Origin of the sequence: Brevibacterium sp. LE-L, assembly GCF_050214925.1 — a bacterium.
Lineage (GTDB): Bacteria > Actinomycetota > Actinomycetes > Actinomycetales > Brevibacteriaceae > Brevibacterium.
Genome location: NZ_CP189759.1, coordinates 3,109,504 through 3,131,625 on the forward strand (window position 1 = coordinate 3,109,504; position 22,122 = coordinate 3,131,625).

Sequence of the window (22,122 nt, forward strand, 5' to 3'; positions counted from 1 at the left end):
GTTCAGTGGAGAGCTCTTGACGGTACGCCAGCCACCTCTGGCCGACTGATTTCAGTATAGTAGTGATCCTCGAACTGCACTGGAGCAAGGTCTTTACAGTACGAATGCGGGCGGGTGTTGTTATACCAATGCACCCACTCCAAAGTCGCGAATTCCACAGCATCGCGACCAGTCCACGGACCTTCGCGCCACACCACCTCTTTCTTAAATAGTTTGTTTAACGCTTCAGCTGCGGCATTATCATAAGAATCACCCGTCGAGCCGACCGAGGCTTCTATCCCGGCTTCACGTAGTCGCTCTGTGTAAGCAAGAGAAACATACTGGCTTCCCTTGTCTGAATGGTGAATTAGCTGATTGATATTACGGTTCTTTCGTCTCCTTTCCCATAAGGCGTGCTCCAGGGCATCCAGCGCCAAATCGGTCCGCAGCGTCGTATCGACTCGCCACCCGACAATCATGCGGGAAAACAAATCCATGACGAACGCGACATAGGCGAAACCACTCCACGTCGAAACATACGTAATGTCAGCGACCCAGCGGGTATCTGGAGCATCGGCGGTGAAGTCCCGGCACACAAGGTCGCTCGGGTACGAGGCGGTCTTGGACTGCCATGTCGTAGTCGCCGACCGGGCATTGCTCACCCCTGCCAGACCCAGGGCGCGCATGCGTCGTTCGACTGTGCACCTGGCGATCGGCTCGTCTGGATAGAGCCGGCGGAGCATGACCCACATTTTCCGTGCTCCGAATAATCCTCGATTCTTCGCATGCACTTTCTGAATCCGTTCATCCCACACGGCGTCAGTTTGTTTCCGTGCCGAGACCGGTCGAGACTTTCTGGCGTAATATGAACTCGCAGCGATCTGCACCCCGGTACCGGAAAGGACACGGCAGATCGGCTCGACTCCGAATTCGTCACGATTGTCATCGATGAAACCATCGATATCCGTCAGCGGCGGTCGAGCTCCGCCTGGGCAAAATACGCACTCGCTTTCCGCAAGATCTCATTCGCCCGGCGCAGTTCTCGGATTTCCTTTTCCAGATCTGTGATGCGTTGCTTGTCGTCAGTCGTCATTCCCGGCGTCTTTCCAGAATCAACATGATTGTGCTTCACCCAATTGCGGAGGGTGTTTTTGTTGATTCCGATCTGTTCACCGACCAGCCGACACGCGGTGCTCACGGCCAGGACCGGATCGTCGGTCAGCTTCTCGTTGACCATGCGCACGGCGCGGTCTCGGACTTCTGCAGGGTACTTACTTGGTGCGGGCATGTTCCTATCCTCTCGGTTGGATCAAGCCCTCCACCACACCCGGGGCGATCCAAGGACACCAACCATGAACTCTGTCAGCACCGACGAGCTCTTCCAACGATGCGAAACCGTCCTCTACGCAGCTGAAACCATCCTGCGCCGAAGCAGTCTCGACGGCCAGATCGCGATCTCATCAGCCGCCCAATTCCTGTTCGGCCCCGATCACCACGGAACTCACTACCAGCGCCTGCTGGCGGAGATCGAAACGCTGAAAGACCAGATTGCGGACCATCAAGGCTGGTAGTAACCACGAAGGTCAGGGCTGCGGACAGATTCCCATCCGCAGCCCTGCACGGGTAGGCACGTTCCCCGTATCGGACGCGGAGCTCACACGGCTGGAAACCATGCTCGCCTGGCTGGATTTTCGGCGCTCTTTTGGCCGGAAAAAAGTTGACAAAACACAGCATGCCGATACCCCAGTACACGGTGGACATGAAGGCCATAAAGATCAGGGACAGCAGAGGGATAGTCGCGATGATGAAATTGGGTTTCTTGGGCGTGTACATCGTTGTCACTCCAGGAAGGAAGAGGGCTGAGGCAGGGGTCTGGTTTTCACGTGTTCATTCGTTCTGGCCAAACGGAAGCACTTCGAGGTCATCTGGAACCATGGGGGACAGATGTGCCGCAGAATCCAACTGACTTTTCAGCGAGGGTCCCGAAGTGCCAGGAACGAGATGATGTAATGCCAGTCGATTGACCTCGGCCGCCTCAGCAATAGCGACCGCGTCTGCGATCGAGGTGTGCGAACGCTCATGATGGCTCCGAATGGCTCGAGCGCGAGGACTCGTCGGATCAGGAAACTTCCCAGTCAACCATTCCAAGTCAATAGCCTCATGCAAGAGCAGGTCAGCACCCTGAGCAAGCGTGATCATATTCGTCGTAAAGGCGGTATCACCTGAGATCACCGCTGATCCATCATCTGTGTCGAATCGATAGCCGAATGCCGGTGCCATGGGCGGGTGCTCGACCAGAATCGCCGACACACGAACCCTGCTGTCCTCATAGACGACAAATGGGGACATCTTGGGCGCAGTGTTCGTGTTCGGCTCGAAACCGAGACCTTCAGGCAAGACGATGTCCTCTGCCTGGAACATGTCCAGGGGAGAAGGTCGAAGACTATCGAGGATGCGCTCATTGAGGTCTGTGGCATTCGCTTCGACAAGCCGGGTCAGCGTCTCGGCCGTCCCGGGAGTCGGCGACTGCTCGGAAATCGGACGTGGCGCGACTTTCGCATGCGGCGAGACCGTCGGCAAGACGCCACGGTCTCCCGGCCCGATGACGACGATCGGATCACGGTCGCTATTGGTGATTTCAAATGTGCTGAACATGGCAATCGACGCCAGGTCTGCAATATGGTCCGAATGCAGATGCGTCAGGAACATCCCAACGACATTGTCGAGGCTGTATCCAGCTTGGACGAGTTGGCGGCCGGCTCCATTGTTGGCGGCCATGGAAAACTGCCCATAGGCGGACAGTAGAAATGCCCGTTCCTGGCCACAAGAACTGCCCAGTGGCGGCCACGATTTCTGCCCATCCGAGCATGTAGAACCTCTCATTGAGACACGACCCCGAACCACTTCCGGGAGATGATGACGGTGTCTAATCGATCAACATCCACCACGAGAGGGTTCGGGGCCGCGTATGAAGTCTGACGGAGAAATCATGGAAATTCTAGAAGCGTATGACTCCACAGGGTCCTACCGAGCCGCAGCCGAGTTGGCAGGGTGTTCACACCACACAGTCAAGGCCCACGTCACCGCCCGCGCTCAAGGCCGCCCGGTGGGCGTGCCCGTCCGCCGTGATCGGGTCACGGACGAGTTCTTGGACAAAATCACGGAGCTGGTAGCTCGTTCAGGGGGCAGGATCCGTGCCGATAAGGTCCACGAACGCCTTCTTGGACTCGGCTATGAAGGTTCGGAGAGATCAACTCGCCGTGCCGTCGCCCACGCCAAAGCGGTCCATGAAAGAGCGGGTCGTCGTGTGCATCGTCCCTGGGTGGCAGAGCCGGGACTGTGGCTTCAATACGACTACGGTGACGGGCCCGTCGTCGGTGGCGTGAAGACGGTGTTGTTCATCGCGTGGTTGGCGTTCTCGCGGTTTCGCATCGTCATTCCGCTTCGGGATAAGACGCTGGCGTCGGTGTTTATGGTCTTAGACCGCACGTTTCGACTCATCGGCGGCATCCCGACCTATGTGTTGACTGATAACGAGAAGACCGTCACGACGATGCATATCGCCGGGGTTCCGGTGCGCAATCGCGACACAGTCTCATTCGCGAAGTACTACGGAACGACGGTCCTGACGTGTCAGCCGGCCGATCCGGCGTCGAAGGGCGGGGTGGAGCGGTCCGTCCAGATCGCGAAGGCTGATCTGGTGCCCACAGCCACGAACCTGCGCAATGAGTACGCTTCGTTTGCTGACCTCGAGGCCGCGTGCCAAGCCTTTATGTCCGAGATCAACGAGAAAGAGCATCGGGTGACGAAACGATGTCCGATCGACTTGATCGGTCAGGAGCAGGAGAGGATGCATCCGGTCCCGGATCGGGCGCATACGATCGCGTTCGGTCTGTCGAGGAAGGTTCCGGTCAATACGCCGATGGTCGCTTTCGAGTCCGGGCAGTATTCGGTACCGCATGCACTCCTGGGGTCCGAGGTCTTCGTCCGCGTCCACGGTGTCGCCGAGGCAGAACAGATCATCATCGTAGCTGCCGGTCGTGATGGGGTTCGGGAAGTCGCCCGACACGGCAGGGCCCGGCCCGGATCGCCGAAGATCGATGACGAGCATTTCCCGACTGATGCCACACAGAAGGTGCCCGGAGTGTATGCGGTCACAGCGAACAGTCCTGATGAGGAAGCGTTCCTGATGATTGGGCATGGTGCTCACGAGTGGTTACGTGAGGCGGCCGCGGCAGGGACGTCGAGGATGCGACAGAAGATGGGCCAGGCCGTGGCACTGTCGCGGTTGCATGGTCGAGAACGTGTCGATGAGGTCCTGGGTACGGCGGCTGCCTATGGTCGCTTCGGCACTGGTGATCTGGCGTCGCTGCTGGCCCACCGGGTTGCTGATCAAGGCAGTCGCAGTGCGGGTGAGGATGCGTCCCTGGCGCAGGGGACGGCGGGATGGCGGGCGATGAGCTCACCGTCGACGACTGCGGACGGGGGTGAGCTGTGATGGTTGTCTCTGCCCAGGCGCCAGTCCTTGATACCGAGGTCGAGGCGCTGATGCGACGGTTGAAGATGCCGTATGCGCGCAGTCTTGCCCCCGAGTTGTTGGCCACGGCGAAAGCGCAACGGTGGGAGCCGGTCGAGGTCGTGCGGGCACTGTTAGTCGAGGAATCTCGTGGCCGATCGGCGGCGATGTTAGCGACCCGGCGGAAGCAGGCCGGGTTTCCCACGGGCAAGACGTTCGAGTCCTGGGATGAGGAAGTGTCATCGATTCCTGTACCCACACAGCAGGCGCTGTCGACGCTGGAGTGGGTGGGGCGGAAGGAGAACCTGGCCATCTGTGGGCCCGCGGGAACCGGCAAATCGTTCTTCCTGGAAGCGCTGGGACAGAAAGTCATCGACGGCGGTGGACGCGTGTCCTGGCTGAAGCTGGAAGATCTGGGCGGACTCATTCGTGCTCATCGTCCTGATGACCAGGTGACGAAGACTGTTCAGCGGCTGTTGCGAGCCGATCTCGTGATCGTTGACGACATCGGGCTGCTGCCGGTCAGTGATGATGCTGCCGAAGGTCTGTATCGGCTTGTCGATGCTGCTTATGAGAAGAGATCCGTCGCGATTTCGTCGAATCTCCATCCTTCTGCTTTCGACCAGCTGATGCCCAAGACCGTGGCTACGGCGACGGTTGATCGGCTCCTTCATCATGCTCATTTGGTCCAGACCAGTGGGGAATCGATTCGACTCAGCCAGGCCGTTTCTGGGGCAGGGGTGGTTGCTTTGAGCTGATATCGACGGCCCCGGGTGGTCACGACTGGACACAACGAGTCGATGGGCAGAAATCGTGGCCACCAGCGGGCAGTTTTATTGGCCACCAGTGGGCAATTCTCGTGGCCGTCTATGGGCAGTTCCTACTGACCGTTGACACTCCATAACCACAATCAATCAAGTACACAGCTTCGCCGATGACGAGAGCAGTCGAGATTCCCGCGCGTACGCTCTGTCCTTGATAACGCCACCAGCGTGGTCCGCCCGCGGTTCCCAACGTGATGATGTGCGGACTGTTTGCCTTGGTCATGGGTCGGCGTTGCTCCTCAAGCGGTTCGATAGGACATCTGGTTCCCAGTGTGGTCTACGCCATTAATTTTGTAGAATCAATACTTGTGAAGTACTACATAGGCGGAATTGATGGGTGAGCTCACGCTTCGTCAACTCGAATATTTCGTCGCTGTCGTCGACGCCGGTTCGGTGACCGCAGCGTCGAAGAAGGTCAACGTCACTCAGGCAACGGTGTCGATGGCGATTGCACAACTGGAAAGCCGCCTTGGCACGGATCTGCTCATCCGACAACAGTCCAAAGGGGTCGTACCGACCCGCGCCGGAAGAGAACTGTCAGCGCGTGCACGCCACGTCGTTGCGATGACAGCCGAGATAGAACAGGTGGCAGCAACCGGAACTTCGGAGATCTCAGGGGTGCTCGAAATCGGGTGCGTGTCTTCCCTTTCCCCTCAAGTCGTGCCGCCATTAGCCGCACACTTCGAAAGGCACTACCCTCAAGTGACCTTCAACTACCGAGAAGGCTCCGCCGGAGACCTCCAGCAGGCGCTCATCGACGGCGCTCTCGATATGGCATTCGTATTCTCCCGGCAGACTCTCGAAGCGGTCCATTCTCACGACATCACAGAAGCAATCTTGAAGATCATGCTTCCGGCTGAGCACCCTCTATGCAGTAGGAAATCGATCTCATTCAGCGAGGTGGCCCACGAGTCCGCAATCCTGATCGATCTGCCTCCCAGCCGTGACAGATCGATCGAGTTCATGCGAAATGCTGGAGTGGAACCCCGCATCAGATGGACTAGCACCAACCTGGCAACGGTGATGGCTCTGGTCGCGAACGGACTGGGATATTCTCTCCGCTACGCACTCCCCGGCGAGACCAGCGCACCGGGACCTGGTGTCATTGAGATTCCGGCCGCAGATACGGTGCCGAGGAACGCGATTAGTGCTGTCTTGCCGAGAGGAGCCCACACATCACGGAAGGTTGACGAAGCGATTCGGTTCTTGAGCGACCACTTTTCTGAGGCCGCACAAGCTGGCGTTGATGGACACTGAGCATCAGGCAAGCTTCCTGGCGCTCATTGTGGCCGAGCACAGGCGACCATTCCTCAAAGCCAGTGGCCATCTCGTTCGTTTTCGCCGGCCGCGCTGACAGCATCCTTCTACCGCGATGCTTCATTTCGGTTAAATAACTCCACTCACCCCACGTTTACCCATCTTTTTCAGCGGAACCCCACGGAAACTCATGGCAACTAAGCGAACCTCAGAAGCATCGCGTTCCTCGATTTCTCGGGGCAGAAGCCACCCCACGGAAACTCGCGAAAACTATGACTCCACATCGATTCAGTGTGGGTTCGAGTCCCACTGGGGGACGATTCTTTGTCGGTGTCGAGTGCCGACCGAGATCGCCGATTTCCGCCGTTTGCGGCATGATCGTCTTATGTCGTTCCTTCTTCTCAGCCCCGGTCAGGCACCCCAGCCGATCGCCTCCGTCGACGATGATCTCGCCCGTACGCAGCACGGACCCGCCGTCATCATCACCGCCACCGAGTCGGCCTCCCCCGCTTCGGCAGACGGCTCCACCACTGCCGACTTCCCGTCGCAGGGTCGCCCGTTCGCCTTCCGTGAGACCGGTGGAGACTGGACGGAGATCGGCTTCGAAGCCGCCGATCATTGGGTGCAGATGGGGCCGGACCTACGCAGCCGCCTCGTCGAGGATCATCTTGCGACGCTCGACGTCGCCGAGTTCAAACAGGCGACGAACGGCGGCAGCGCCTCGATCATCACGAACAACTGGGTCTACTCAGGCCAGCCGCGGGTCTATCGTGTCGCCGGAGAGCTGCGTGATTTCGTCACCGTGCTCGGGGAATTCTCCCGCGCCTGATCCCTATTGCTGTTCCTCCGCGGTACGACTGTGACGGTATCCACCACACGACTGGTCGAGATGCGACCCATCGATTCTGCCGAAGCGCCCGGGCCCGCGGCCGGTTGACCGTCTGGCTCCGGTCACCGGAACGCTCGCATGCCTTCGGACACCTGTGGCTCGTCATGGCGGTCCCGGTTCTCGACGATCTCCGCGACGTTGGCCTCTGCCCACTCCCGGAGCGCTGCCACAGGATCCTGCAGCGATCGTCCGAGGCCGGTGAGCGAGTATTCCACCCGCGGCGGAACCTCGGCGAAGACCTCCCGGACCACGAGACCATCGGCGACAAGCGACCGCAGGGTCGAGGTCAGCACCTTCGGGGTGATCCCGCCGATGGCCAGACGGATCTCGTTGAAGCGCTTCGGACCGGAATCGAGAATGTCGACGATAAGCACCGTCCACTTGTCTCCGACGCGGTCAAGAACCACTCGAGTCGGGCATTCGGGGTCGAAGGCATCGCCTTCCCAGCGAACTTTCACACTCATAGCTCCATAGTATCCTTGAGGTACTCGCTATCCAAAAGATACCTTAGGAAAGTCAGATTACGACATCCACCGTGCACCGCAGTCGCGCCGCACGAAGAACGAAGGGACTCTTATGAAGATCGCACTCTTTGGAGCATCGGGAATGATCGGCTCTCGCGTCGTCGCGGAGGCGGCCTCCCGCGGGATCGAGGTCACCGCCATCACTCGGTCCGGCGCCGAGGTGGCCGGAGCGGCCCGCTCAATCACCGGTGATATGGCCAATGCGGAGCTCGGAGCACGGATGGCCGCCGACCACGATGTCATCGTCTCCACCACGGGCCCCAGCCGCACCGGCGGTGACCACCAAGAATGGCTTAACGCGCTGTCGACTCTGGCCAAGGCCACCGGCGACGCTCGACTCTTCGTCGTCGGCGGTGCCGGTTCGCTGTTCGCCGGGGACACGATGCTCAAAGACACGGAGGGCTTCCCTCCCGCGTACAAGGCTGAGGCCGAAACCGGCACGAAGGCCCTCGAGCTTCTGCGTGCCGCGAATCCGTCCCCGTGGACGCTCATCTCCCCCGCCCCGGAAATCGCTCCGGGTGAGCGCACCGGTTCCTACAACGTCGAGCTCGAGGTGCCTGCGGGCGACTCGATCTCGGCCGAGGACTTCGCTGTCGCAATGGTCGATGAGATCGCCGATCCCAAGCACATCGACGCCCGCTTCACCGTCGCGAACTGAGCAGGACGAACTCGCAGCAGAGTCTGCAGATATGACTGACGCCGGGGATGCACTCATGCATCCCCGGCGTCGGTCGTCTCATCAGGGCCTGTCACCGGATGGCACCGGTTGCAGTGGATCAGGCCTTGGCAGGTTCCTTGGGTTCCTTCTTCGGAGCCGGCTTCGAGTTAGCGGCCTCGACGAAGTTCTTGCGCGGAACATCAAGGTCGGCCAACGGCATGGCATCGCGGCCGAGCACGGCGTTGAGGAACCAGTTGCCGAAGACCTTGACCTTGCGGTCCAGGGTCGGAATGGCGTAGCCGTGGTAAGCACGGTGCATCAGCCAAGCGAGAAGTCCGCGGGCCTCGAAGTCGCCCATCTGCGACACGCCCTTGTACAGACCCAGACCAGCCACCGAGCCGATCGTCTTGTGGAAGTACTGCTTGAACTCCGTTTCTCCCCGCAGAGCGGCGAGCACGTTGGCGGCGAGCACCGGAGCCTGACGCGAAGCGTGCTGGGCGTTGGGCACACAGAAGCCTGCCACTCCGCCTCCGGAGAGGTCGGGCACAGCGGCGTTGTCGCCTGCTGCCCAAGCGCCCTCGACCACTCCGTCGTCGCCCTCGACACGCAGATCGGCGCGGACGGTGACATTGCCGCGTTCGTTGATCGGCAGGTCGGAATCGACGAGCAGCGGATTGGCCTTGACGCCGGCGGACCACACGATGGTGTCGGCGTCGAATTCCTCGCCGTTGGAGAGCTTGATGTGCTTATCGGTGCAGTCCTGGAGGAAGGTCTCGAGGTAGACGTCGATTCCACGCTCACGCATGTGCTCGACAACCCACCGGGCCTGTGCTTCGCCGACCTCGGGCATGACGCGGTCGACGGCCTCGACGAGGACGAAGCGGACATCGGCTTCGGTCAGCGTCTCATACTGGGCGATGGCCGAACGGACGAGGTCTTCGAGCTCCGTGAGCGCCTCGATGCCGGCGAATCCGCCGCCGACGAAGACGAAGGTCAGAGCCTTGCGGCGCTCCTCGTCGTCTTCCATCAGCGAAGCGTCTGCAAGGCGGGAGAGGAAGTGGTCGCGCAGGGCGACGGCTTCTTCGATGCGCTTGAGCGCAATCGCGTTCTCCTTCAGACCGGGAATCGGCAGCGCGCGAGCGACCGAACCGGCGGCGAGGATGATGTGATCGTAGTCGAGTTCGAATGCCTCATCGTTGTCGGGCTCGATGGTGGCGAACTTCTCGGCGTGGTTGATCGAGGTGACCTTCGCGGTGATGACCTCTGCACCCGGCAGGTTGCGGCGCAGCGGCACAACGGCGTGACGGGGCTCAATCGAACCGGCTGCCACCTCGGGGAGGAACGGCAGATAGGTCATGTACGGGTTGGGGTCGACCACGGTGACGGTGGCTTCGCCCCGACCGAGGTTCTTCAGCAGGTTCTGGGCGGTGGTCAGGCCGAGGTAGCCGCCACCGACGACGAGGATTCGTGGACGCAGTTTCGAGTTTCTGATGAGTGCCATATTCCCATGCTAGACCCTTGTGAAAACTTTCACTAATTGTTTCTCCGTAGGCTCAGAACGCCCCAGATCAGAGCCGTTCCACCGGCCCGATTCACCTGCGGCGACGAGCGAAGGAAACGGTTGAGGCGACGAGGAGGACGAGCGTGACCAGGGCGCCGACGCCGAGGACGGCGAAGCCGAAGATCGGTGTCGACTGCGAGGCCGCGATGTCTGTGGGAGCAACAGCCCGCGGGCTCTCGCTCTCGTCCGGAGCAGCAGTCTCGGTCTCCTTCGCCTTCGCCTCGCCACGACGATGCATCTTCACCCAGTCCGCCAGTTCTGTCTCTGCGGAGACGACCTTGCCCGGGACTTTCGCCTTGACCGCCGCCTGCGGGTCGAGCCTGCCCCAACCGACGGTCGGATCGGGTTTGTCCTCCGTGCTCACTGCCTTGTGACCGGCGACCGGCTTCGCGCTCGACTGCAGCTTTGCGCGAACTTCATCGGCGGTGAGCTTCGGGTTGTCGGAGCGGATGAGCGCAGCCGCTCCGGAGACGATCGGTGAGGCGAACGAGCACCCCTGCCCTTCGGCGTACCCGCCGCTGTAGTACGGGATCGGGATGTCCTTGGCCGGCCCCATGAGGTCGACGGCCGTGCCCGGTGCAGTGGAGTCGTCGAGCACGCGTCCGTTCTTGTCCAATCCCCCGACACCGATGACTCCCGGGACTGTCGATGGCGACCAGGCCTGAGTTGCGCCCTGTGAGGCGTTGCCGACGCAGGCCACGATGAGAACGTCTTTCTTATAGGCGTAGGCGAAGGCGTCATCCCAACTCTCCGGCCAGCCCGGATCGTCCCATCCCAAGGACATGTTGATGACTTTGGCTCCGGAGTCGACGGACCAGCGGAGGGCTTTTTCGGCCTGTTCACGAGTCGATCCTGATTCCTTCGGGCGGTCAGGGCCCAGCCACATCGAGGCGGAGAGGATCTTCGCATCGGGGGCGACTCCGGTCGGTCCGGCTCCGGTTCCCTGGCCGGCGATGACTCCGGCGACGGCAGTGCCGTGGTGAATGGTGGTCTTGCCGCCGATAGGGGTCTTTCCGTCTTTTCCCAGTCCGCTGAAGTCCTTCGCTGAGGTCACGACCCCTCCGAGATCCTCATGGTCGGTGTTCACGCCCGAGTCGATGACAGCGACCTTGACACCTTTGCCGGTGGACTTCTTCCAGACCTTGTCGATGCCGTAGTCCTTGATGAACCATTGACCGGGCCCCGCCTTCGGCGCGGCCATGACCGGCTGGGTGGTGCCGACGATGAGGCCGAGGACGAGGACGGTGGCGGCGAAGAGTCTGGCGGTGGCCCTCACGAGCTCGTCAGCGCCAGGTCGAGCGCGGTTCCGTCGAGGATGTCAGTCTCCGAGATACGGATGTCCAGTGTCCCGCCTGCAGCGGTGACCGCCTGGTCGAAGCGGGCGGTGATGCGGGCGAACAGCAGGGAGCCGGCACCGATGACATCGACGCGTCCCGGATGCATGTACGGCAGTTCGGTACGGGCTTCGCGGTCCATGGCGAGGAGTCTGCGGGATTCGGCCTCGATGTCGGCGACGCTGATATGGGCGCCGTGGATGCGGTCTCGCTGGTAGCTGTCGAGTCCGAGCACGCCGGCGGTTATGGTCGTGACGGTGCCGGCAACGCCGATGAAGGTGCGCGGGGCCGAGAAGTCGACCGTCTGCGCGGCCCGATCGAGCTGGGCGTCGATATCAGCGATCGCCGCACGGGTCTGATCCTCGCCGGGAGTCTCCACGGGCATGTGGCGTTCGGTCAGACGCACGGATCCGATGTCCATACTCACCGCCGCCTCGACGTCGCCCTGGCCGAGGACGAGTTCGGTCGATCCGCCGCCGAGGTCCATGACGACGAAGGGCCCCTCTGCGGCCTCGAGATCCGCGGTGGCGCCGAGGAAGGACAGTCGTGCCTCCTCTTCGCCGGTGATGACGTCGGGGACGATGCCGAGGATCGAGAAGATGCCGGCGAAGAACTCATCGCGATTCTTCACATCGCGGCTGGCCGAGGTCGCCACGAATCTCAGCCTCTCCACCTGGTACTCCACGGCCACCTCGGCGAATTCCTTCGCCGCAGCGAAGGCGCGCTCCAGAGCTTCGGGAGCGAATTCGCCGGTGGCATCGACACCTTGGCCCAGCCGCACGATCCGGGTCTCGCGGCGAAGATCGGTGAGGGTGCCGTCGGCGACATCCGCGATGAGCAGGCGCAGAGAATTCGTCCCGCAGTCGAAGGCAGCAACTCGCATGGTCGGATCCTAGTCAGTCGGTTCGGTGGCGGCAATCGCCTCGGCGGTGTCAGTCGGAGCAGTCGCCTGCGCGGACGGTTCGGCAGCGTCCGAGGGGTCGGACGATCCGGCACCTGTGGCGGCGGGCTCGGGATCCGGTGCGGCGATCGGGGGCACATCGTTCATGAAGGACAGTGCACGGTCACCGATCGGGTTGACTCCGGGCCCGGCGGAGAGCGAATGGCCGACGAGGGCGTGGAGGCACTTGACGCGGGTGGGCATTCCCCCGGCCGAATAGTTCTTGATCTCCTCGACTTCGGCCAGTCCGGCTGCAGCCCCGATCTCGGAGCGGACGGCCAGGTAGGCCCGGTGGGCGGCGGCGTAGGCAGCGGCGAGCTCTTCGTCCTCGCCGACCTCGGTCGTCCATTCGGCCATGATCCCGGAGGCCTCCAGGCGCGAGCACTCGGCGACATAGGCGGGATGGGTGAGGTAGAAGGTCGTCGGGAACGGGGTGCCGTCCTCGAGCCTGGGGGCCGTGGCGACGACGAGAGGTTCACCGGCGGTGCTGCGAGCTGCGATGCCGACGACTCCGCGGGGAATGCGCCCGAGCTGGTCGTGAAGGGTTGCGAAATCCGCCTCGGTGCACTCTGTGATCATCAGCTCTTCTCCACGGTATTGCCGGTCTCCTGAATGGACTCCAGCAACTCAAGGTACCAGGCCTGCTTGGCAACCGGTCGATCTGCCTCGGAATCCTCCTCGACGGCATCCTGGTTGGTCACGATGACCGCGTTCTTGCCCTTCTCCACGTAGTACTGGTCTTCGCGCGCTTTGCGCTTGATGTAGTCGGGATCCTTGAGGTTCTTGTTCTTCTCGTCGAGGCTCTTGACCTCGGATTTCGTTGTTTCGATCTCGTTGTTCAGAGCGGCGATCTGCTGGGCCTGCTTGAGTGCGGAATTCAGCGGAGACAGGAATGCGAAGAGGACGATGGCGATGACGAGGAGGAACATTCCCGTGCGCCAGGACATGCGGCGGCTGCGCGCTTCGGCGCTGGCGTCGGCTTCGACGACGGGTTTCGACCGTCGACGAGGGGCGGCCTTACCTGGAGCCGACTTCGGGGCACTGCGTCTGGGCTTGCTCGGGACCATGCTTCTTTCCTCTGCGACTGGGGATCGGGGAAGGGTGTCGCAACATCTCCAAGTGTGCCGTGTCCGCTCACTTCGCGCGAGGATTTGGGCCCCGTGGCGTGTTCGATTCCGCACCCTGCCCGCTGACCCGGCCCGGCGCGCGTTGTCCCGTCCAGCACCGGAAGCGTCACGTTCTCCCGCTCGCGGCGCCTCCTACAGTCAGTGAGGCATCCAACACCGGAACCGATGCCACGCACCGGTCCGGCAGGATGTTCTGTGACTACCGGTGACTGATACCGCGTGACCACCACCGCGCGACCACGCGAAAGCACCACCCACTCCACACCCACACCCTTGAATTCACGCGCCTGTATCAACAGTGTTATCCACATATCAACAGCCCTCCATTGCACTTTGCTGCCGTTTCATGCAATTTGAGTGCATGTACAAACTCATCGGCACAGAAGAACTCAACAGACTCGGTTTCAGCCACAGTGATATCAGACGTGCCCGCACCTGCTGTCTGCGGCGGCTGTCGAGAGGCGTCTATCTCGTCAAACATGTCTGCGATCAAAAGGCCCATCAGCCGCTGTGGGCCAGCATCCATGAGAAGGTCCACAAGACCTTCGTCGAACACGGCGATATCCGCGATCAGGTCGAGGACCTCAACGCCTCGGTGATGGCGCGGCACAACCAGCAGTCCGATCTTCGCACCGATGCCTCGAAGCCGAATCCGCCGCCCGAGGTCTTCTCTCACATCTCCGCAGCCCTCATCCACAACCTCCCGGTCGCCTACCCAGTCACCCACCAGGTCGAAGTCGTCCGCCCCGGCACCAACCGGCGGTTCAAGAGCATCCACGTTCGCGGGAATCTCATTCCGCCCAACCACCGTGCCGTCACCGGCTGCGGCGCTGAGGTCACCACGCTCGAGCGCACCCTCATCGATGTCGCCCGCAGCTACAACCTCGACATCTCCGTGGCCATGCTCGACGATGCGCTGCACCGTGGACTGACCACGAAAGACCAGATCCGCACTGTCCTCGCCCAGTGCCTGGAGAAGCGCAATATCAGCAAGGTGAAGCTGGCGATCGAGCTCGCTGATTCCCGCCGCGAATCCCCCGCCGAGGCGATTGCCGCGGTCCGCTTCTTCCAGCACGGCATCACGGGACTGGAACCGCAGATCACCTTCCGCACCGAGAATCTGCGCCGTGACATCCGTGTCGACTTCCGCCACAGCCAGGCGCGTCTCATCGTCGAGATCGACGGCATCGGCAAGCTCTATCTGGGCTCGGGAGTCCCGCGAACGGAACTCGAAGAGGAGCGCCGCCGCGAGCAGTGGCTTCGCGATCGAGGCTGGCGGGTGATCAGGATCAGCTGGAAGGAGCTGTTTCGGGAGACGAAATTCGAGGAGATCCTTCGGGCGATCCGCCGCTCACAGCCACAGACGGCATGATCACCCACCGTTCGCGCTAGCTCCTCCCGGTGCACCGGTGCAACGTGTCGCCAGCTGGAGGGAGTGCGGCCGGCGGTGCCACGCGACGGCAACGGTGAGGGATGCCCCGAACCAACGCACCGAGATGGTCTCGCCCGTCCTCAACGAGGCAGTCTCGCCCTCCCTCAGCCGTCCGCGCCGAGATGGTCTCGCCCGTCCGCACCAGAGCAACCCCGTCTGCACGCACCGAGGCGGGGCCGGACGACCGCTGATCGTCCGGCCCCGCCTCGGGGAGTTCCTCAGGAACCTGTGTCCCGTGATTGCCGGGTTCGCTCAGGCTTCGAAGCGCGGAAAGGCTCCGCGACCGGCGTAGCGTGCCGCATCGCCGAGCTGCTCTTCGATGCGCAGCAGCTGGTTGTACTTCGCAACGCGTTCGGACCGGGCCGGGGCACCGGCCTTGATCTGACCGGCGTTCGTGGCCACAGCCAGATCGGCGATCGTCGTGTCCTCGGTCTCGCCCGAACGGTGCGAGATCATCGTCGTGTACCCGTGCGTCTGCGCCAGGGACACAGCGTCGAGGGTTTCGGTGAGGGTGCCGATCTGGTTGACCTTGACCAGCAGCGAGTTCGCGGTGGCGCTGTCGATTCCGCGCTGCAGGCGCTCCGGGTTGGTCACGAACAGGTCGTCGCCGACGAGCTGGACCTTCGCACCGATCGCTTCGGTCAGGGTCGCCCAGCCCTCCCAGTCGTTCTCGTCGAGGGGGTCCTCGATGGACACGAGCGGGTACTTCGCGAGCAGCTCCTCGTAGTAGGCGGCCATCTCTTCGGCCGTCTTCTTGCCGCCTTCGAATTCGTAGACTCCATCGTTGTAGAACTCCGAGGAGGCCACGTCGAGGGCGACGGCGATGTCCCGTCCGGGACGGTGTCCGGCGAGGTCGATGGCTTCGAGGATGAGGTCGAGTGCCGCGGCGTTCGAGTCGAGGTTCGGGGCGAACCCGCCCTCATCGCCGAGTCCGGTCGACAGACCGCGTTCCTTGAGCACGCCCTTGAGCGCGTGGTAGACCTCGACGCTCCACTGCAGCGCTTCGTGGAAGCTTGCGGCACCGATCGGGGCGATCATGAATTCCTGGATGTCGACGTTCGAGTCCGCGTGTGACCCGCCGTTGAGGATGTTCATCATCGGCACGGGCATGACGTGTGCGTTCGGGCCACCGAGGTAGCGGTAGAGGGGCAGGTCCGCCGAAACCGCTGCCGCCCGAGCCACGGCCAGCGAGGTTCCGAGCATCGCATTCGCGCCGATGCGGGACTTGTTGTCGGTGCCGTCGAGCTCGATGAGCGCATGGTCGACCAGTCGCTGATCGTCGCTCTCGAGCCCGGCGATGACTTCGTGGATCTCGTCGACGACGGCGTCGACGGCCTGGGTGACTCCCTTGCCCAGGTAGCGTTCGGGATCTCCGTCGCGCAGTTCGACGGCTTCGAACTCTCCCGTGGAGGCGCCGGACGGGACTCCGGCACGACCGACGGACTCGTCGGCCAACAGCACTTCCACCTCAACGGTGGGGTTTCCCCGGGAATCCAGGATTTCGCGGGCATTTGCGGCAACGATCTCAGCCACTGAGTACTCCTTAGCTTTTGGTTTCACATGGGGAACATGTGCCTGCAGGACAGCTTAATGCAACGCACGACGGGGCTCACTCTCTGTTCGTCGCATGACACTGGCCGGCCCCGCCGCGGCGCCGACTGTCCGCGATCGTTCAGGCCTCGGCTGCGGGTTCGAGCAGACACTCGCGCAGCCGCTGCGGGGTGGACGGGTCCATTCCGTGGGTGAGCAGATACGCTTCCACTGCCCCGCCGGTGCCGATCCCGCCGGCGCCTGCTCTGTTGGCAGCGATCCTGCCGGTGTCGGAGCCTTTTCCTGCGCCGCCGACTCCGATTCCATTCGCCGAGGCGGCCCCGTAGTCGGTCTCGATCCGATCGAGGACCTCGTGCATGAGTTCGGGAGGGGCGGCCGTGGCGGTCGCGGCGAGGTTTCCGGAGATGCCGGCATCAGCGAAGTTCTTCGTGATCGAGTCGAGGAACCCGCCGGAGAGGTGAGTGGAGGTGATCGCGTATTCGTCGATGATCGCTTCCCTGCCCACGCCGAGGAGGTCGAGCAGGAACGCTCCGACCACACCGGTGCGGTCCTTGCCCGCAGAGCAGTGGAAGACGACACCTGTTCCGCAGTGATCGGCGACGGTGTCGACGACCGCGGCCAGCCGGTGCCCGAAATGAGTGATCATGAGGTCGTAGATGCGCTCGAGCGAGCGATCGCTGAGATCCATTCCCGTCGCCTCGGCGGCGGCCCTCATCTCCTCGACGCTCATCGGTCGACTGGGGAAGAAATGATCCTCGAAGACAGGAAGTTCGATGTGGGCGACCTCGAGCCCGTCGAGGGTGTCGGGCAGCTTCGAACGCTCACCGATGTCCCGCATGTCGACGACGGCACCGATGCCGAGTTCGCGCATATCGGCGCGTGACCGGTCGGTCAGCCGTGCCAGGCCGTCGGCTCGAAACACCTTCCCGAGTCGCACCGCATTATCCCCGGACTGCGTGCGAGCGCCGCCGAGGTCACGGAAGTTGAAGGTGCCCTCGATCTCGAGACGCTCCAGACTCATCGATTTCCGTCCTCTCTGCGCCGCGCGGTCTTCTCTTCCGCTTTGATCCGGCGGTATTCGCGTTCCACATCTTCCAAAGCGGCCATCTCTTCCCCGGCGTCTTCGCCGAAGGCCAGCGGGTGGCGGCGGATGAGCTTCTCCTCGAGACCGTCGATGATGGTCCCGAGGCTGTGCCCGTATTCGTGTCCGCCGCTCTCGTCGAGCAGAGCGGAGTGGAACAGCACCTGGTAGAACACGTCGCCGAGCTCCTCGACCACTGCCGCACGGTGGGCCGATGTCGGTGCAGCGGTGAAGTCCTCGAGAGCTTCTATGAGCTCCTCGGTCTCTTCGCGAGCGTATTTCTCAAGGCTGCGGTGGTCCTGTCGGCTCGACCAAGGGCACCGTCTGCGCAGGGTCGCCATCGCCGCCACCACGTGCCGAGTTGAGGTGTCCTCTTCGGCTGCGGGCTCATCCACGCGCTGTCCTCCTGCCGACGCGAAAGGCCCCCCACCACCGAGGCAGTGGGGGCCGTTGCGATGGTCACTTCGAGAATTTGTCCTTGACCGATGCGCCGAGATCCTTGACGGATTCGCCGACGTCCTTGGCCTTGGCCTTGAGCTGATCGGTTGCGCCTTCGGCCTTGAGTTCGTCGTCACCGGTGACGTCTCCGATGGATTCCTTGGCACGTCCGCCGAGGTCTTCGGCCTTGTTCTCGAACTTGTCGTCAACGCCCATGGCGATTCTCCTTCGTCGAATGGTGTATCGCTTACTGCGGAGTGCTCCGCTCTTCGCACTCTACGCCACCGCTGCCGCTGGTGAGCGGAAGCTTGGAGAACAGTCGGGGAATTCTCACGTGTTCTCGACCGTCTCCTGGGTGGCCTCGGACTCGACGACGGGCAGGATCGCGTCGAGGAACTGATGGGCCCAGCGCAGGATGTCAGAATCGGTCATCTCCTTCGCATCGAACCCGGTTCCGGCCATCGGTTTGGGCACGAGGACGGAGCGCAACGCCGGTTTGAGCAGCGCCTTCGGGTACAGGCGTTTGAGCCTGACCACCTGCGAGCCGGCGAGTTCGACCGGGCCGAAGCGGATGAAGTTGCCCTGCGCGACGATGTCGCTGACGCCGGAGGCGCGGGCACGGATGCGCAGCCTGGCGACGTCGGCGAGCACACCGACCGGTGCCGGATAGGGGCCGTAGCGGTCGACGAGTTCATCGAGGACTTCCTGGAGTTCGTCTTCGTTCGCTGCCGCCGCCAGCTTCCGGTACGCCTCGAGGCGCAGCCGTTCGTGGTCGACGTACTCGGCCGGCAGGTGCGCGTCGACGGGCAGTTCGAGGCGCATATCGGCCTCGGGTTCGGTCTCCTCACCGCGGAACTTCGCGACGGCTTCGCCGACGAGTCGGACGTAGAGGTCGAACCCGACGCCTTCGATGTGACCGGACTGCTGACCCCCGAGGAGGTTGCCGGCACCGCGGATCTCCAGGTCCTTCATCGCCACCTGCATGCCGGCACCCAGTTCGGTGTGCGCAGCCAGCGTCGTCAGTCGGTCGTGGGCGGTTTCGGTCAGCTGGGTGTCCGGCGGGTAGAGGAAATAGGCATAGGCGCGTTCCCGGCCGCGACCGACTCGCCCGCGCAGCTGGTGGAGCTGGGAGAGCCCGTAGCGGTCGGCGTTGTCGATGATGAGTGTATTCGCATTGGCGATGTCGATGCCGGTCTCGACGATCGTCGTGCACACGAGCACGTCGTACTTCTTCTCCCAGAAGTCGACGATGACCTGCTCGAGTCGGGTTTCGTTCATCTTGCCGTGGGCGATGGCGATCCGGGCCTCGGGCACCATCTCGGCGATATGCCCGGCCACGGCCTCGATGTCTCGGACCCGGTTGTGGATGTAGAAGACCTGACCTTCGCGCATGAGCTCACGGCGGATCGCGGCCCTGATCTGCTTGTCCTCGCGCCTGCCCACATAGGTCAGGACCGGGTGCCTCTCCTCCGGAGGCGTGGCCAGGGTCGACATCTCGCGGATGCCGGTGACGGCCATCTCCAGGGTGCGGGGAATCGGTGTCGCGGACATTGCGAGCACGTCGACATTGGTCCGCAGGGCCTTGAGCGTCTCCTTGTGCTCGACACCGAAGCGCTGCTCCTCATCGATGATGACCAGTCCGAGGTCCTTGAATCGCACCTCGCCGCTGAGCAGCCGGTGGGTGCCGATGACGAGGTCGAGTTTGCCTGCACCCAAGTCCTCTTTGACCTTCTCCGACTCCTGCTTCGACTGGAACCGGGAGAGCGCGCCGATCGTGACGGGGAATCCCGAATACCGTTCGGCGAAGGTCTCATAGTGCTGTTGGACAAGCAGCGTGGTCGGCACAAGCACCGCGACCTGCTTGCCCTCCTGGATCGCTTTGAACGCGGCACGAACCGCGATCTCCGTCTTTCCATAGCCCACGTCGCCGCAGATCAGACGGTCCATCGGCACCGTCTTCTCCATGTCCGATTTGACCTCATCGATGGTCGTGAGCTGGTCGGCGGTCTCGACATAGTGGAAGGCGTCTTCGAGTTCGCGCTGCCATGGTGTGTCGGGCCCATAGGAGTGACCGACTGTGGCCTGCCGAGCCGAGTAGAGCCGGATGAGTTCGCCTGCGATCTCCTTGACTGCCTTGCGCGCCTTGGCCTTCGTCGTCTGCCAGTCCGCCCCGCCCATCTTGTTGAGGCTCGGGCTCTCGCCGCCGACATAGCGGGTGACCTGATCGAGCGCGTCGCTGGGGACGTAGAGACGGTCACCGGGCTGGCCGCGTTTGGCTGGAGCATATTCGATGATGAGGTACTCGCGGGTGTGCTTGTTCGCACCGCGTCCGGTCGTCCGCTGTGTCATCTCGACGAAGCGTCCCACACCGTGCTGGTCGTGGACGACGTAGTCGCCGGGGGCCAGATTGAGCGGGTCCACCTGGTTGCGCCGACGTCGGGTGGGCAGCCGCCGCATGTCCCTCGTCGAGGTGGCCGCCGCCCGCCCGAGCACATCGGCTTCGGTGAGAACGGCGAGTTTGAGATCGTCGAAGACGAATCCGCCGAACGAGGCAGCCGTCGTCACAGTCACGAGCGCTTCGGGCAGGTCCGTGGGATCGTCGACGAAGGTGGCGGGCACTCCGGCTTCGGAGAAGACTTCGACCATCCGGTGGCCCGGTCCCGGTCCTTCGGTGAGGACAAGGATCCGCCACTTGTCGTGGATGAGGTCCCTGACATCGGCGAGGATCGCTTCGACGTCACCGGCATAGCCCTTGGGGATGCGGGCCGGAACGGCGAAGATGTTCTCCTCCGGGTCGGCGAGCTCCTCATCGTGGGCGAAACCCCCGATCTCCCACCAGGCCAGCCCGATGAGGCGAGCGCCCTCTGCCATTTCGGCGACGGTGCGGAAGCTCGCCGCGGACAGGTCGATCGGGGACTCTCCCCCGGCGGCGGCTCCGGCCCACGCGGCTTCGAGGAATTCGTTCGTCGTCTCCACGAGGTCTGCGGCGCGGGCTTCGACTCGCTCGGGTTCGGTGATGATGATCTTCGACTCCGCAGGCAGCAGCGCGATGATCGGCTCCATCCCGTCGGCGAGGACGGCGGACAGCGATTCCATGCCTTCGACGGCGACTCCGCCGGCGATCCTCTCAAGCATGTCCGCAGCACCGGGCACATCCTCGGCGAGTTTCGCCGCGCGTTCGCGCACCGAATCGGTCAGGAGCAGCTCCCGGCACGGCGGTGCGGACAGGGTCAGCGGTTCCTCCCCTTCGGCGGCGGGGATGGAGCGTTGGTCGCTGACGGAGAATTCGCGGATCTCATCGACCTCGTCGCCGAAGAACTCCACGCGCAGCGCCCGCTCAGCGGTGGCCGGGAAGATGTCGACGATGCCGCCGCGCACGGCGAATTCGCCCCGTCGCGAGACCATGTCGACGCGAGAGTAGGCGAGTTCCGTCAGTCGTGCGGCGAGGTCGTCGATCTCGGATTCGTCGCCGACGGCGAGCTCGGCCGGCGCGATGTCCCCCAGCCCCTTCGCCACGGGCTGGAGGAATGCGCGCACGGGCGCAAGGATGAAACTCAGCTCCCGACCCGGGCTGGGGTGGGCCAGGCGGCGGAGCACCTCGAGGCGTTGGCCGACGGTGTCCGAGCGTGGGGACAGCTTTTCGTGCGGCAGCGTCTCCCAGCTGGGGAAGATCGCGATGGAGGAGGCCGGAACCCAGTCGGCGAGCGCTTGGGCGAGGTCTTCGGCCTCACGGGTCGTGGCGGTGACGATGAGCTGCGGCGCCGAGGCTGCTCCCGCGGCGCCGACCGTCCGACGCAGGATCGACGGCCACAGTCCCTTGATCGCATCGATCGTGCCCCCACCCGAGTCCGGGTCGTTGAAGGCGGCGACGAGTCCGTTGACGGCGGGGTTCTGGCGGGTGAGATCAAGTCCGTTGAGCACCCGAACAGTCTAGGCCACGCACCTGACACGGCCCATCCGGTGTCTGCGCTCACGACCGGTGTCCCGGACAGAGGACCTGTGCGTCCCCGG

20 protein-coding genes and 1 other annotated feature are annotated in these 22,122 nt (G+C 63.0%); of the genes, 7 read left to right on the forward strand and 13 right to left on the reverse strand.

What is annotated here, in order from left to right:
* Positions 1–2: 2 nt before the first annotated feature.
* Positions 3–1,267 (reverse strand): IS3 family transposase gene (locus tag ACQE2J_RS14095; RefSeq protein WP_135542703.1). Its coding sequence is split into 2 segments (ribosomal slippage): positions 3–976 and positions 976–1,267, totalling 1,266 coding nucleotides; the frame shifts between segments, so codons are not numbered across the junction.
* Positions 852–983, reverse strand: a sequence feature (AL1L pseudoknot). (Overlaps the previous gene by 132 nt.)
* A gap of 64 nt (positions 1,268–1,331) precedes the next feature.
* On the opposite strand from ACQE2J_RS14095, the gene ACQE2J_RS14100 reads away from it, so the two are divergent.
* On the forward strand, positions 1,332–1,550 hold the full coding sequence (locus tag ACQE2J_RS14100; RefSeq protein WP_135542787.1) for a hypothetical protein: 219 nt from the start codon (positions 1,332–1,334) through the stop codon (positions 1,548–1,550).
* A 316-nt stretch (positions 1,551–1,866) separates the two neighbouring features.
* Here the strand turns inward: ACQE2J_RS14100 and ACQE2J_RS14105 are convergent, their stop codons facing one another.
* On the reverse strand, positions 1,867–2,757 hold the full coding sequence (locus ACQE2J_RS14105; protein ID WP_425120639.1) for an MBL fold metallo-hydrolase: 891 nt from the start codon (positions 2,755–2,757) through the stop codon (positions 1,867–1,869).
* Positions 2,758–2,947: 190 nt separating this feature from the next.
* Here ACQE2J_RS14105 and istA point away from each other — a divergent pair, with 190 nt between their 5' ends.
* The 4 genes from istA to ACQE2J_RS14125 all read left to right on the forward strand — a co-directional run bounded on the left by istA (position 2,948) and on the right by ACQE2J_RS14125 (position 7,405).
* Positions 2,948–4,477: an IS21 family transposase gene (gene istA / locus ACQE2J_RS14110; protein WP_426936506.1), complete on the forward strand. Its 1,530-nt coding sequence runs from the start codon at positions 2,948–2,950 to the stop codon at positions 4,475–4,477.
* Positions 4,477–5,253, forward strand: coding sequence for an IS21-like element helper ATPase IstB (gene istB, locus ACQE2J_RS14115; protein WP_426936507.1), 777 nt, complete (start codon positions 4,477–4,479; stop codon positions 5,251–5,253). Before istA ends, istB begins: the two co-directional genes overlap by 1 nt.
* A 399-nt stretch (positions 5,254–5,652) precedes the next feature.
* The gene (locus tag ACQE2J_RS14120) at positions 5,653–6,576 is read left to right on the forward strand and encodes a LysR family transcriptional regulator (RefSeq protein ID WP_135542085.1); all 924 of its coding nucleotides are present in this window, start codon (positions 5,653–5,655) and stop codon (positions 6,574–6,576) included.
* A gap of 385 nt (positions 6,577–6,961) precedes the next feature.
* Positions 6,962–7,405, forward strand: coding sequence for a hypothetical protein (locus tag ACQE2J_RS14125; protein WP_135542087.1), 444 nt, complete (start codon positions 6,962–6,964; stop codon positions 7,403–7,405).
* A gap of 122 nt (positions 7,406–7,527) precedes the next feature.
* Here ACQE2J_RS14125 and ACQE2J_RS14130 read toward each other — a convergent pair whose 3' ends face one another.
* Positions 7,528–7,929, reverse strand: a complete 402-nt coding sequence (locus tag ACQE2J_RS14130) for a winged helix-turn-helix transcriptional regulator (RefSeq protein WP_135542089.1) — start codon at positions 7,927–7,929, stop codon at positions 7,528–7,530.
* A 112-nt stretch (positions 7,930–8,041) separates the two neighbouring features.
* On the opposite strand from ACQE2J_RS14130, the gene ACQE2J_RS14135 reads away from it, so the two are divergent.
* Positions 8,042–8,647: an NAD(P)-dependent oxidoreductase gene (locus tag ACQE2J_RS14135; protein ID WP_135542091.1), complete on the forward strand. Its 606-nt coding sequence runs from the start codon at positions 8,042–8,044 to the stop codon at positions 8,645–8,647.
* A gap of 118 nt (positions 8,648–8,765) precedes the next feature.
* Here the strand turns inward: ACQE2J_RS14135 and ACQE2J_RS14140 are convergent, their stop codons facing one another.
* From ACQE2J_RS14140 to ACQE2J_RS14160, 5 genes are all read right to left on the reverse strand, one after another.
* Positions 8,766–10,148, reverse strand: coding sequence for an NAD(P)/FAD-dependent oxidoreductase (locus ACQE2J_RS14140; RefSeq protein WP_135542093.1), 1,383 nt, complete (start codon positions 10,146–10,148; stop codon positions 8,766–8,768).
* Positions 10,149–10,239: 91 nt separating this feature from the next.
* On the reverse strand, positions 10,240–11,484 hold the full coding sequence (locus tag ACQE2J_RS14145) for a S8 family peptidase (RefSeq protein WP_426936508.1): 1,245 nt from the start codon (positions 11,482–11,484) through the stop codon (positions 10,240–10,242).
* Positions 11,481–12,425 (reverse strand): Ppx/GppA phosphatase family protein, encoded by a 945-nt coding sequence (locus ACQE2J_RS14150; protein ID WP_135542095.1) that lies wholly within the window; start codon positions 12,423–12,425, stop codon positions 11,481–11,483. Before ACQE2J_RS14150 ends, ACQE2J_RS14145 begins: the two co-directional genes overlap by 4 nt.
* Positions 12,426–12,434: 9 nt before the next feature.
* The gene (locus ACQE2J_RS14155) at positions 12,435–13,061 is read right to left on the reverse strand and encodes a DUF501 domain-containing protein (protein WP_135542098.1); all 627 of its coding nucleotides are present in this window, start codon (positions 13,059–13,061) and stop codon (positions 12,435–12,437) included.
* The gene (locus ACQE2J_RS14160) at positions 13,061–13,549 is read right to left on the reverse strand and encodes an FtsB family cell division protein (protein ID WP_135542100.1); all 489 of its coding nucleotides are present in this window, start codon (positions 13,547–13,549) and stop codon (positions 13,061–13,063) included. The genes ACQE2J_RS14155 and ACQE2J_RS14160 overlap by 1 nt, the downstream gene beginning before the upstream one ends.
* Positions 13,550–13,970: 421 nt before the next feature.
* On the opposite strand from ACQE2J_RS14160, the gene ACQE2J_RS14165 reads away from it, so the two are divergent.
* Positions 13,971–14,981 carry a DUF559 domain-containing protein gene (locus tag ACQE2J_RS14165; RefSeq protein WP_135542101.1) on the forward strand — a complete coding sequence of 337 codons (1,011 nt, stop codon included), beginning with the start codon at positions 13,971–13,973 and terminating at the stop codon, positions 14,979–14,981.
* Positions 14,982–15,293: 312 nt separating this feature from the next.
* On the opposite strand, the gene eno is transcribed toward ACQE2J_RS14165, so the two are convergent.
* The 5 genes from eno to mfd all read right to left on the reverse strand — a co-directional run bounded on the left by eno (position 15,294) and on the right by mfd (position 22,032).
* Positions 15,294–16,574: a phosphopyruvate hydratase gene (eno, locus tag ACQE2J_RS14170; protein ID WP_135542103.1), complete on the reverse strand. Its 1,281-nt coding sequence runs from the start codon at positions 16,572–16,574 to the stop codon at positions 15,294–15,296.
* A gap of 139 nt (positions 16,575–16,713) precedes the next feature.
* Positions 16,714–17,613, reverse strand: a complete 900-nt coding sequence (locus tag ACQE2J_RS14175; RefSeq protein ID WP_426936509.1) for a tyrosine-protein phosphatase — start codon at positions 17,611–17,613, stop codon at positions 16,714–16,716.
* A complete protein-coding gene (locus tag ACQE2J_RS14180) occupies positions 17,610–18,068 on the reverse strand; it encodes a MazG nucleotide pyrophosphohydrolase domain-containing protein (RefSeq protein WP_240690064.1) in 459 nt (152 codons plus the stop codon). The genes ACQE2J_RS14175 and ACQE2J_RS14180 overlap by 4 nt, the downstream gene beginning before the upstream one ends.
* Before the next feature lie 64 nt (positions 18,069–18,132).
* Positions 18,133–18,327 carry a CsbD family protein gene (locus ACQE2J_RS14185; RefSeq protein ID WP_135542107.1) on the reverse strand — a complete coding sequence of 65 codons (195 nt, stop codon included), beginning with the start codon at positions 18,325–18,327 and terminating at the stop codon, positions 18,133–18,135.
* Between the two features lie 114 nt (positions 18,328–18,441).
* The gene (gene mfd, locus ACQE2J_RS14190; protein ID WP_426936510.1) at positions 18,442–22,032 is read right to left on the reverse strand and encodes a transcription-repair coupling factor; all 3,591 of its coding nucleotides are present in this window, start codon (positions 22,030–22,032) and stop codon (positions 18,442–18,444) included.
* Positions 22,033–22,122: the final 90 nt, after the last annotated feature.

What these genes read in the sequence shown, in the direction of transcription:
- ACQE2J_RS14100 (WP_135542787.1), top strand. Translation starts at nt 1,332, where the DNA reads ATGAACTCTGTCAGCACCGACGAGCTCTTCCAACGATGCGAAACCGTC.
- istA (WP_426936506.1), top strand. Translation starts at nt 2,948, where the DNA reads ATGAAGTCTGACGGAGAAATCATGGAAATTCTAGAAGCGTATGACTCC.
- ACQE2J_RS14140 (WP_135542093.1), bottom strand. Translation starts at nt 10,148, where the DNA reads ATGGCACTCATCAGAAACTCGAAACTGCGTCCACGAATCCTCGTCGTC.
- ACQE2J_RS14125 (WP_135542087.1), top strand. Translation starts at nt 6,962, where the DNA reads ATGTCGTTCCTTCTTCTCAGCCCCGGTCAGGCACCCCAGCCGATCGCC.
- ACQE2J_RS14150 (WP_135542095.1), bottom strand. Translation starts at nt 12,425, where the DNA reads ATGCGAGTTGCTGCCTTCGACTGCGGGACGAATTCTCTGCGCCTGCTC.
- ACQE2J_RS14185 (WP_135542107.1), bottom strand. Translation starts at nt 18,327, where the DNA reads ATGGGCGTTGACGACAAGTTCGAGAACAAGGCCGAAGACCTCGGCGGA.
- ACQE2J_RS14165 (WP_135542101.1), top strand. Translation starts at nt 13,971, where the DNA reads ATGTACAAACTCATCGGCACAGAAGAACTCAACAGACTCGGTTTCAGC.
- ACQE2J_RS14120 (WP_135542085.1), top strand. Translation starts at nt 5,653, where the DNA reads ATGGGTGAGCTCACGCTTCGTCAACTCGAATATTTCGTCGCTGTCGTC.
- ACQE2J_RS14130 (WP_135542089.1), bottom strand. Translation starts at nt 7,929, where the DNA reads ATGAGTGTGAAAGTTCGCTGGGAAGGCGATGCCTTCGACCCCGAATGC.
- ACQE2J_RS14175 (WP_426936509.1), bottom strand. Translation starts at nt 17,613, where the DNA reads ATGAGTCTGGAGCGTCTCGAGATCGAGGGCACCTTCAACTTCCGTGAC.
- ACQE2J_RS14155 (WP_135542098.1), bottom strand. Translation starts at nt 13,061, where the DNA reads ATGATCACAGAGTGCACCGAGGCGGATTTCGCAACCCTTCACGACCAG.
- istB (WP_426936507.1), top strand. Translation starts at nt 4,477, where the DNA reads ATGGTTGTCTCTGCCCAGGCGCCAGTCCTTGATACCGAGGTCGAGGCG.
- ACQE2J_RS14105 (WP_425120639.1), bottom strand. Translation starts at nt 2,757, where the DNA reads ATGGCCGCCAACAATGGAGCCGGCCGCCAACTCGTCCAAGCTGGATAC.
- ACQE2J_RS14135 (WP_135542091.1), top strand. Translation starts at nt 8,042, where the DNA reads ATGAAGATCGCACTCTTTGGAGCATCGGGAATGATCGGCTCTCGCGTC.
- ACQE2J_RS14160 (WP_135542100.1), bottom strand. Translation starts at nt 13,549, where the DNA reads ATGGTCCCGAGCAAGCCCAGACGCAGTGCCCCGAAGTCGGCTCCAGGT.